This is a genomic window from Mesorhizobium sp. B2-4-2 (assembly GCF_006442845.1).
Taxonomy (GTDB): Bacteria; Pseudomonadota; Alphaproteobacteria; order Rhizobiales; family Rhizobiaceae; genus Mesorhizobium.
Map to the genome: position 1 here is coordinate 104,296 of NZ_VFVM01000016.1, position 9,182 is coordinate 113,477.

The window sequence follows — 9,182 nt, forward strand, 5'->3', positions numbered from 1 at the left end:
CGCGGGGTTGGCCGGAGATGACGGATGAAGCTTGTAACCTACAACATCCAGTACGGCATCGGTCTTGACGGGCAGTACGATGTCGCGCGCATTGCCGACGCGGTGCGCGGTGCCGACGTGATCGCGCTGCAGGAGGTCACCCGCAACAATCCCAGGAACGGCGGACGCGACATGGTCGCCGAGATCGGCGAGGCGCTGCCCGACTATTTCGCCGTCTATGGCAGCAATTTCGAGGCCAATATCGGCTCGCGCATCGAAAACGGCCGCGCCATCACCACCACCTTCCAACTCGGCAACATGGTGCTTTCGAAGACGCCCATTCATCTGTCGCGCAACCTGCTCCTGCCGCGAAGCCGCAGCTTCGAGATGATGAACTTCCAGCGCGGCGCGCTGGAGGCGCTGATCGAGACGCCGCTTGGTTTCATCCGCTTCTATTCCATCCATCTCGATCACCGCAGCCCGGTCGAGCGCGCCAGCCAGATCCAGTTCCTGCGCCGGCGCCTGTTGAACTATGCGCTTGAAGGCGGCGCGCTGTCCGGCGTCGCCGAGATCGGCCTGCCGGAACTGCCGCACCCCGAGGCCTTCGTCGGCATGGGCGACTTCAACATGCTGGCCGGATCGCCCGAATATGTCGAACTCGCCGGCCGGCCGGACCACGAATTCGGCATGCCGCTGACCGCCGACTTCGCCGTCGATGCCGCCGTGCGCCTCAATGTCGCCGGCGACGATCTCGTCAGCTGGGTCGACCCCAAGGACCCCGGCAATACCGACCGCCGCAAGCGCATCGACTATGTCTTCACCAGCGCCTCGCTTGCCCGGTCGCTGAAGCGCCTGTGGGTCGACCGAAAGGCTGTTGGCTCGGACCATCTGCCGGTATGGGCCGAACTGGGCTGAGCCCAAATCGATGCACGTTTCTTTCCGAACCTTTGACCAGAGGCCCAGCGCCGATGTGTGCTGAGATTCAGGTCAGGCCGAGCCGAAAACGTTGGTTTTCGAGAACCGGAGCGGAGCGTACTTAAGGTACGCGAGCACCGGAAGCGCAGAAAATCAGCGTTTGCAGGCCGGCCTCACCTGAATATCGGCACACATCAAAAATGTACCCAGTTGCGCAGGCTGGTCCATGTCTTCCGGTCGAGGCGGTAACGCTCGACGGGCACCTGGCCGGCGACGATCGAGTTCAGCATGCCCTGGCCCGCATACTGGAAGCCGCATTTGTGGATCACCCGGCGCGAGGCCGGATTGATGACCCGCGTCGAGGCATGAAGCACCTGGATGTTTGTCCGCTGGAACGCGAGATCGACCAGGGCGTGCGACGCCTCGGTGGCGAAGCCGCGCTTCCAATAGGGCTCACCGATCCAGTAGCCGAGCTCCAGTCCGCGGTCGGTGGTATTCAATCCGGCGCAGCCAACGAAGGTTTCGGTGCCCGCCAGCGTCAGCGCATAGGCGATACCGGCGCGGCGCGACTTGGCCATGGCCAGGAAAGCGCGTGCCTCGGCCTCGCCATAGGGATGCGGCATGCGCGCCAGCATCTCGGCGACATGACGGTTGTCGGCGAGCTCGACCAGTTGCGCGATGTCGCTTTCGCGCGGAGCCCGCATCACCAGCCGCTCGGTGACCAGCACTGGGCAATCGATCGCATAACTTTCGTCTTCTGAGTCTTCCGCTTCGGCAACCATGTCAAAGTCCTCCAGGCACAAGAAAAAAGGGAGATGGAAACCCATCTCCCTTGATCCTTTTCCTGGCTTTGCCAAACCTTCTGGCTTCCAGACACCGGTTCCCGAGATGGGCTGCCGGTGTTGTGGCGCGGAACCGGCTACTCCGCTGCTTTGGTAATCGGGTTGACCGATACGTAGGTTCGGCCGTTGGCTTTTTTGTTGAACGTCACGGCGCCGGCTTCAAGCGCGAAAAGCGTGTGATCCGTACCCATGCCGACGTTGACGCCGGGATGCCAGGTGGTGCCGCGTTGACGAATGATGATGTTGCCCGGGATGACGGCTTCGCCGCCGAACTTCTTCACGCCCAGACGCTTGGAATGCGAGTCGCGACCGTTGCGCGACGAGCCGCCAGCTTTCTTGTGTGCCATCTAACTAACTCCGATGCGCCCAGGGGCGCTTGAATGGTCTTATGAACGCGTTCGCGTTCCGTTTCAAGTCCGATCCGGCGACGTTTCGCGCCGGTTGGCCTTACTTCTTCGCCAGTTCCTTGGCCTGCTCGCGCCAGTCCTTGATCTGGTCGGCGCTGAACGGCATGTTCTCGTCGATCTTGGCCACATCCTTCTCGGTCAGCTTGGCGAGCTGCGCGAAGGTGATGATGCCCTGTTCGTTGAGATCCTTGGCGGCGACCGGGCCGATGCCCTTGATCACGGTCAGATCGTCCGGCTCGCCCTTCGGCGCCTTGAACAGCGGCGCTGCCGCGGTCTCGGCCTTTGCCTCTTCCTTCGGGGCGTCCTTCTTGGCCTTGGCTTCCTTCGGCGCCGCGTCGGCGGCTACCTCGGCCTTGGCTTCCGCCTTGGCAGCGGCCTTCTTGGCCGGCTTGGCGCCACCCAGCAGGATCTCGGAGATCCTGACCGTGGTCAGCAACTGGCGATGGCCGATCTTGCGGCGCGAATTCTGGCGGCGGCGCTTCTTGAAAGCGATGACCGTGCGGTTCTTGCCCTGCTCGACGACTTCGGCGGTGACGACCGCGCCGTCGACGAACGGCGCGCCGAACGTGACATTCTCGCCCTCGCCATGCGCGAGCACGTGGCCGATCTCGACGATGTCGCCGACATTGGCTTCGACTTTTTCGATCTTCAGGAGATCGTTGGCGGCGACGCGATACTGCTTGCCGCCCGTTTTGATGACTGCGAACATTTTTTGCCTTTCGCTGTTCGGTCGGCCTCGATGAACCGCCTGTGGCGGTTCGGCCGTCTTTTTGTCAGTCTGCGGGTTCAAAAAACAAGCGGCGCGGAAGAACCCTCCACGCCGATTGCGCGCTGTCCCTAACCGAAGGTTTGTTGCGAGTCAAGGCAAACGGCCAGATTCTCAGGGCAACGAATCCGGGCTAACGGGTTCCTTCGGAGCCTTCGTCGGGGCGCTGGTGATGGAGCCTTGAACGGAAAAACCCGCCTGTGCGGCGGGTCCCTGGCGCAACTCAGCACCATAACCAGATATCTACCATAGTTGCCTTCACCCCGTCAAGAAAAAATTCCTATCAGGAGGTCGCCGGCACTGCCGGACTGGCGTCCCCACGCCTCGTTAACCCGACTTCGAAATCTTGGCCGGATTGATGGCCGGCGAAGTGGCTGGCATCGTCCACCGTGGTCGGGACCGCATCACTCCGGGCCAGCCCGTGACGCAAGCTGAGTTTCCGGCGGATTTGGCCTTGTAACCTGCCCGTTCAGCCGTTATCTAGTGCGCCGCGCCGGCAACGGCCGACCATGACCGCGGAGAGGTGGCAGAGTGGTCGAATGCACCGCACTCGAAATGCGGCATGGGTGCAAGCCCATCGGGGGTTCGAATCCCTCCCTCTCCGCCAAAGTCATCCGCTAACCATAGGAAATCGCTAGATAATTATTGAGTTGTCGGCGCATTCCCCACTGCGTTCCCCATTTAGCAGTGATGTGCGGTCGAATTATTCCCGACCGCACATCGGACTCTTACACTGCCCCGTCGAATTGGGGTTCCCATTCCTCGATCAAGTCGAAAATCGGGCGGAAGTCGAGATATCGCTCGTCCAGCCTGCGGCCTAGCTCGGCCTCACCAGCGTCGAATATGGCGGCGACCATCGCCTCAAGGCTTACTACGCCGAACGGCAACACGTCAGCGCCCGACGGACTCAAATGCCGTTTGTAGGCCTCTATGGTCGCCGCCATCTCATGATTGAGCGAGGGGGACACCACTACGAACGTTCCGCGCTCGAAGTGAGGCCGCTCGTGAACCATCGTGTAGCAAAGTGCATGCTCAGCGAAGAACTGGCGCAGTGGGGCCTGGTGGAGTGAGCCGTCGTCCGGATCGACAAAGAGGTTCGACCGGCGTGCTACCTCCAAGTGTCTATCCTTTACCGGGGTTGACGTGCCGGGCCGGCACTCCGAGTATTTGACCTCAACGCCGAGGAAGCAGGATTTGCCATCTTCGCCGGTGTACGCGATGAGCACGTCGAGGGCTGTATAGTCGCCGATGTATGCATGGTTCCCTCGCCCTGGCGAAGTCTCGAAGTAGACCCCGTCAACCTGCTTGGCCTTGACGCCAAAGGCCGTCCCCAAAACCTTTTTGGCCAAAGCCAAGTCGAGCTTCATCGGGCCGAACAGGTTGAACACGAGCGCCGAACTGCTGAGCAGGTTTTCCAAAACTCTGGCTTCATCGATGAGGGCGCCGCGCTCACGATAAGCCATTTCACGGCGCACCAGTTTGGCGATGTCGGGCCGGAGATAGTTGACGCCGGCTCTTGCAGCAGAGGTGTGGAGGCGACTCCCGAGTACGCGGGGAACTGCGTCCGCTCGCGTATAACTCCCAACATCAAAGCCCTTTCGCTCACGCCAAACGGCTTGGAGCAAGCGCGCACATGATTGGAAACGTGTGTCCAAGGGCTCGTGAACGTCGAAGCGCTCAAGGACGTCGCGAGGTGGAATGGGGAGGCTCGGCTGCTGGTAAGGGAGCATTTCGTATCCTTTTTGCCACATGACGAAAAGGATACGCGGTTCTAAGGCACAAATTCACAGATGTCGGTTATCTACCCCCCAGGCTGAACCCTATACCTCACGCACCGGCCTTCGGTGCGTGAGCAATAGGAGACCGGCGTGTCAGCCAAAACTAAGGCCAGCAAATTCAATGACCGTCCCGCCCCTGCCGAGTGGGCGGAACTGCGGGGTGGCCCCGACAACCTGTACATTCCATTCAGCGGGATGCCAATCAGGTCCAAAGGCACCCGCTACATATCAGCCGCTGAATTCTTCCGGCTTTATGACGCTGTGCAATTGGCCAACTCATACGGTTGGCTGATGAACGCCGAACTTACGATCAGCTTTGGTGGATCGGACGCCCGTAGCCAAAACGCCTTTCGGCTGTTTCTGGCGCGATACCGCGCCTGGTGCGACTATCAACAAATCCCCTGTGTTTACGTCTACGTTTGGGAGCGGCCACCTAACACACGGCTCCACACCCATCTTCAATTGCATATACCCGATAAAGCCCAAGGCAAAGCGGCGGCTTGGACACGACAAACACTTGAGCTAGCTGACCCCACCAACCGCGAATGCCCAGTGGCCGACAAGAAACTGGTCGTTCGGAAATCCACCGACGTTGTCAGCCAATGGGCGTGGTTCCGTTACATAACCAAGGGCATAGACCCCAGGATCGGTTGGCAAGGCGACCTGGGGGTTGAGGATTATCAATTTGCCCGTCGGTTTGGGATAAGGGGCGTTGCCCAGGGAATAATTCCATTCAAGCGAACGGGCCGCTCTCTCCAAATTTCCGACCGGGCTCAGCGGCTGGCCATCAGACGAGGTGAGTTCCACCCAGTCGGGGCTATGGATTGGAATTCGACGTTTGAGGAAACCTGGTCAGACTATTGGTATCGGCAATTCCAACTCCGCAAGGAGCGGGCTACTCCGTCTGCGATATCTAGGCTGTTTTAGCGCTTGCAGCTTTGTCTGCGTTTTCCGACCCGAGCAGGAAAACGCAGACATCCGCCCCATAGAACGCAGGCCGATTTGCGTAAAGCAATGAAATCTGCGCTTAAAATTCGATGTCTATGGTATGCGCCTGGTTCCGGCGTTTACCGATCTTCTTCTCCAGAAAATTGATCAACTCCTCGACGCCCTTGCCTGGCTCTCTTGGCTGCCCGTCAACATAAAAGGTTCCCGTGGTCGGGTAGAAGTTCACATCCCCAACTTTCAAGTGGTTAGGGCCGCATTGCACGACTCTCCGACCGACGTGGCTAGCCCAGTTTTCGAGCGTGCGCCGCGCCTCCGCTATCCGGTCATTGATGGGGTAATCTGAGGCTGACATGGGCACCTTTCCATTAGGCGGATTCCGCCATTTGCCATAGAGTTCGTTATTGATAGAGAAGATGAGAGAGATGGCGATTCAGTTAGTGCTGTCTTTTAATAATGGTCCGTTTGCTCGACCCTGATAACCGGCTACCGAAACCCGAGGGTCCATCCCCTTCGCCTTGCTTTCGCTTTCCAGAGCGGCAAGCCAAGCCACAGCGCTCGACCACAGCACGAGCCGGCGTTTGCCGATCTTTACAGACCTAAGGCGACCGGCGTTGATCTCCCGGTAAACGAGCGTTCGTCCAATCGAGGCCCATTGACAAAATTGGTCGATTGTCATGGCGCCAAGCTGCGCTGAGTGTACATGTTCTGACATAGGTTGCTCCCATCTGGTGGCTTCATGAGGCCATAGGGAGTTGACGAATGCACTGCGAACACGGCGCCTTGCCGGATGGTCCGCTGTGCCCATTCCAGGCCAAAGAACAGTCAACCTCCGACAAGTAGGATGCGAATTGAAGACAACTTTCACCGGGCGAACCCACGCGTCCGCAAGCTCGTGAACGGCAGGAACGTCCCTCAGTGCTTGCGACGGCGTCTTGTCACAACGAAGGCAGTGACCCGTTCACCACACGCCATCTTTTTCTCAGCCAAGTGTAAATTCGTCGGCGCGTCAAACGTATACACATGAGCGAGCGATCTCGCCGCACTTGGTGCAGGGATTGCCTAGTCGGTCCCTGTGAAAACCCCACTTGGCAATGAGCAGTTCGAATGAATGATCCCGACTACCTTGCCGGCCAGATCGGCATTTTCTGGTTTGTAAGATGGAAGGCCGACCTCAGGCTTTTGGCGGCGTCGTGCCCAGTCAGTGACGGGGAACCATACGGTGACATGATGACCTATGGCACCGGGCACTACACCACATGGGATCGGTGGCGACGGTCCAGAACGGCGCGCCTCGAACGGGTCATCGCCAACGCTTTTGAATACGAAGAATGGCCCCGAGGGCGCGTTTCCTTTGACATGATAAGGAACGGACCTCTTCTACTCTGCGACTCGCAGATAATGAAGAGCGATCTCATCGAGATCGTTTTATCAAGATTCAATGTATCAAGTCACAAACTAACTTTGGATAAAGACGCTCACTACAAAAGCACCGAAGACATTGAAGCTGTTTAGCCAAGGGGGTCCGCAAAATAGGCTCAAATTCGGGCAAGCCGTGGCATGTGGGAGGCGGAAACGACTATCCCCGCACTCCAACCCCAGGAGCCGGTAATGAGTGCTGGCGAGCCTTGTTTTTCTCCGATTCGGACTCCAAGTCATTCGGGCGGCAGTTCCACAAACGGTTGAAAGCCGAGGTACGCAGCGCCCCCTTTGAGGTAGTCGCCGTACCAGTTCTCGCAGGGGAGAACGTCAACTAACTTGCCATTGTCATCAAATGTGAGCCCCTTTTCTTCGCCGGCATACTGCGCATCAAAGAGGCGAGGATTTCGCTTATATGTTTTGGCAAGAAACCCTTTACCAGCCGGGTTCAGTTTGAAATGGCAGTAATCGGCAACGAACTTCAGTTCTCCTCCTGCCAGTGCGCCACCCTTTTCGCTGGCAACAGCCGCAGTAGCGAAAGCAATCGTGACGATTAGTCCGAAAATCTGTTTCATAGCGCTCCCCTACCGCTGTATCCAGAGGTCGGGCTCACAAGGGACCCCGATAGCTTTCTTCGCTCCCCTGAGGGTGAATTTGACTGGATCGATATTGGGCACAACGACCATCACGGATCGAGAGCTACGCAACCGCTCCATAACCTCTTGGTACCAAGAGGTGCTGGCTCGATTATCGGTGGTGATAACGCCGCTGTATGGGCTGACCGATTTAGAGCCGTCAAAGATCAGGGTGAGTGGCCCATTGATTTCCTGACCACCGATTTTAATTGTAATTCCGGTGCCGCCCGGATTGGTAGCCCCGCGATTGCAGGTCACCATTATCTCATTGCCTGGGCCGTGGGTGATAATTGCCTCATCGAACCCCTGCCCTGCGCCAGAAACCCAGTGATCATCATTGCCGAAGGCGAGTGCCTGACTCGCGAGCAGCGACAGCCCTGCGACGCATGGGAGAAAACGCATGTTAAGAATCCTCATAGTGTTTACCCCGAGGCAAAGCCTTGCGAGCTTAGACACCTTTTCACCTATGACAACGAGGCCGTCTGTGAAACAAGTTTGCCGTGCGATCGCAGAGGATTTTCAGCGACGTTTTCCGGCTCTATCGGACCAGAAATAGGCCACTAAAAGAAGAAGGATCAGCGAGAACACTAGCTGGACCGCCGTGAGAAAAACGCCAAACACTAAATTTGTTTTGACGACATTTATGCCCAGCGCCGCGATCCCAAATGTCGCTGCTAAAACCGCTATGAGCACCTCCCCATTGCCGACAGTGCCCTGTGCGTTATGATTGATCCAAACCAGAAGAACGAGGGAAATAACCGACAGAGACGACAGCATGACGCCGCCCAACATATGGCCTGCGCTCAGGCCGTATCTGCCGCAAAGGCTGACTGTCCACGTCAAGCTGATGATAAACGCGATAATCGTGGCGACCCAGTACGCAGCTTTCCAATCCGGCGGGAAGTCGTTTGTAATGCTTACGATAAGAAGATAGCCCCCGAGGGACAGTGTCCCCATCAACAATACGGAGCTTATGGTTCCCCCAAACGGGATTCCGGCTTTGGCTTCTTCCGACAGTGGCTCGGAAAATTCTCCGTTGAGCGTGTCTTGGATCTGATCAGGCATCCTCGTTCCCCTTTGCTACTCAATCCATGTCAATCATGGCGCCAACGCGCGGTCCCGGATTTGACACCAACGGTCAACTCTCCGAGCCGGGGTAGCTCATTGCCTTGCCGAGGGGCCTACGGCGAAAGCATGCCAAAAGCTGCAAAGTAACGCCTTTTCGACATGCAAAACTCATAGCGCTGAGCATCGGAAAGTCCCTGGTAAGTCAGCAGCTCGACGGATGGAAGCCTATCGATCTTGTAGTACCGAGCAATCTGAGCCTCCGTCATTTTTACGCCAGAGTTGGCGACACCTTTTTTTATTATATCAAGTACCTTTTGATCTTCGTAGCCGTCGTTAACGCATTGGCTTGCTAGTCGACCGTGAACAATCCGAGCCCTAAGCGGCGCACTGCTTCGACCGGAGTTGAAGCAGGACGATCAAGAGCGACA

General features: G+C 57.8%; 11 protein-coding genes and 1 tRNA gene. 4 read left to right on the forward strand and 8 right to left on the reverse strand.

Annotated features, from left to right (window positions below):
- The first annotated feature begins 24 nt into the window (after positions 1-24).
- Complete coding sequence (locus FJ942_RS26290; RefSeq protein ID WP_140816308.1) at positions 25-894, forward strand: endonuclease/exonuclease/phosphatase family protein; 870 nt, start codon at positions 25-27, stop codon at positions 892-894.
- A 194-nt stretch (positions 895-1,088) separates the two neighbouring features.
- Here FJ942_RS26290 and FJ942_RS26295 read toward each other — a convergent pair whose 3' ends face one another.
- From FJ942_RS26295 to FJ942_RS26305, 3 genes are all read right to left on the reverse strand, one after another.
- Complete coding sequence (locus FJ942_RS26295; RefSeq protein ID WP_181167602.1) at positions 1,089-1,676, reverse strand: GNAT family protein; 588 nt, start codon at positions 1,674-1,676, stop codon at positions 1,089-1,091.
- A 137-nt stretch (positions 1,677-1,813) separates the two neighbouring features.
- The gene (gene rpmA, locus FJ942_RS26300; protein ID WP_140493012.1) at positions 1,814-2,083 is read right to left on the reverse strand and encodes a 50S ribosomal protein L27; all 270 of its coding nucleotides are present in this window, start codon (positions 2,081-2,083) and stop codon (positions 1,814-1,816) included.
- A gap of 100 nt (positions 2,084-2,183) precedes the next feature.
- Positions 2,184-2,852, reverse strand: coding sequence for a 50S ribosomal protein L21 (locus FJ942_RS26305; protein ID WP_140517511.1), 669 nt, complete (start codon positions 2,850-2,852; stop codon positions 2,184-2,186).
- Positions 2,853-3,426: 574 nt separating this feature from the next.
- Here FJ942_RS26305 and FJ942_RS26310 point away from each other — a divergent pair.
- Positions 3,427-3,516, forward strand: a tRNA-Ser gene (locus tag FJ942_RS26310).
- Between the two features lie 121 nt (positions 3,517-3,637).
- On the opposite strand, the gene FJ942_RS26315 is transcribed toward FJ942_RS26310, so the two are convergent.
- Complete coding sequence (locus FJ942_RS26315; protein ID WP_348642158.1) at positions 3,638-4,660, reverse strand: hypothetical protein; 1,023 nt, start codon at positions 4,658-4,660, stop codon at positions 3,638-3,640.
- Positions 4,661-4,777: 117 nt separating this feature from the next.
- Between FJ942_RS26315 and FJ942_RS26320 the strand changes: the two genes are divergently transcribed.
- The gene (locus FJ942_RS26320; RefSeq protein ID WP_140899415.1) at positions 4,778-5,614 is read left to right on the forward strand and encodes a hypothetical protein; all 837 of its coding nucleotides are present in this window, start codon (positions 4,778-4,780) and stop codon (positions 5,612-5,614) included.
- Positions 5,615-5,714: 100 nt separating this feature from the next.
- On the opposite strand, the gene FJ942_RS26325 is transcribed toward FJ942_RS26320, so the two are convergent.
- Positions 5,715-5,987 (reverse strand): hypothetical protein, encoded by a 273-nt coding sequence (locus tag FJ942_RS26325; protein ID WP_140899417.1) that lies wholly within the window; start codon positions 5,985-5,987, stop codon positions 5,715-5,717.
- A 752-nt stretch (positions 5,988-6,739) separates the two neighbouring features.
- On the opposite strand from FJ942_RS26325, the gene FJ942_RS26330 reads away from it, so the two are divergent.
- Complete coding sequence (locus FJ942_RS26330) at positions 6,740-7,147, forward strand: hypothetical protein (RefSeq protein WP_140899419.1); 408 nt, start codon at positions 6,740-6,742, stop codon at positions 7,145-7,147.
- Positions 7,148-7,287: 140 nt separating this feature from the next.
- Here the strand turns inward: FJ942_RS26330 and FJ942_RS26335 are convergent, their stop codons facing one another.
- The 3 genes from FJ942_RS26335 to FJ942_RS26345 all read right to left on the reverse strand — a co-directional run bounded on the left by FJ942_RS26335 (position 7,288) and on the right by FJ942_RS26345 (position 8,751).
- Positions 7,288-7,626 carry a hypothetical protein gene (locus tag FJ942_RS26335; RefSeq protein ID WP_140899421.1) on the reverse strand — a complete coding sequence of 113 codons (339 nt, stop codon included), beginning with the start codon at positions 7,624-7,626 and terminating at the stop codon, positions 7,288-7,290.
- A gap of 9 nt (positions 7,627-7,635) precedes the next feature.
- Positions 7,636-8,088, reverse strand: coding sequence for a hypothetical protein (locus FJ942_RS26340; RefSeq protein ID WP_140899423.1), 453 nt, complete (start codon positions 8,086-8,088; stop codon positions 7,636-7,638).
- A gap of 117 nt (positions 8,089-8,205) precedes the next feature.
- A complete protein-coding gene (locus FJ942_RS26345) occupies positions 8,206-8,751 on the reverse strand; it encodes a hypothetical protein (RefSeq protein WP_140899425.1) in 546 nt (181 codons plus the stop codon).
- Positions 8,752-9,182 lie beyond the last annotated feature (431 nt).

Bases quoted from the DNA above. Each gene is read 5' to 3' on its own strand.
- FJ942_RS26340 (WP_140899423.1), bottom strand. From the start codon at position 8,088: ATGCGTTTTCTCCCATGCGTCGCAGGGCTGTCGCTGCTCGCGAGTCAG.
- FJ942_RS26315 (WP_348642158.1), bottom strand. From the start codon at position 4,660: ATGTGGCAAAAAGGATACGAAATGCTCCCTTACCAGCAGCCGAGCCTC.
- FJ942_RS26325 (WP_140899417.1), bottom strand. From the start codon at position 5,987: ATGTCAGCCTCAGATTACCCCATCAATGACCGGATAGCGGAGGCGCGG.
- FJ942_RS26330 (WP_140899419.1), top strand. From the start codon at position 6,740: ATGAATGATCCCGACTACCTTGCCGGCCAGATCGGCATTTTCTGGTTT.
- FJ942_RS26290 (WP_140816308.1), top strand. From the start codon at position 25: ATGAAGCTTGTAACCTACAACATCCAGTACGGCATCGGTCTTGACGGG.
- FJ942_RS26345 (WP_140899425.1), bottom strand. From the start codon at position 8,751: ATGCCTGATCAGATCCAAGACACGCTCAACGGAGAATTTTCCGAGCCA.
- FJ942_RS26305 (WP_140517511.1), bottom strand. From the start codon at position 2,852: ATGTTCGCAGTCATCAAAACGGGCGGCAAGCAGTATCGCGTCGCCGCC.
- FJ942_RS26335 (WP_140899421.1), bottom strand. From the start codon at position 7,626: ATGAAACAGATTTTCGGACTAATCGTCACGATTGCTTTCGCTACTGCG.
- rpmA (WP_140493012.1), bottom strand. From the start codon at position 2,083: ATGGCACACAAGAAAGCTGGCGGCTCGTCGCGCAACGGTCGCGACTCG.
- FJ942_RS26295 (WP_181167602.1), bottom strand. From the start codon at position 1,676: ATGGTTGCCGAAGCGGAAGACTCAGAAGACGAAAGTTATGCGATCGAT.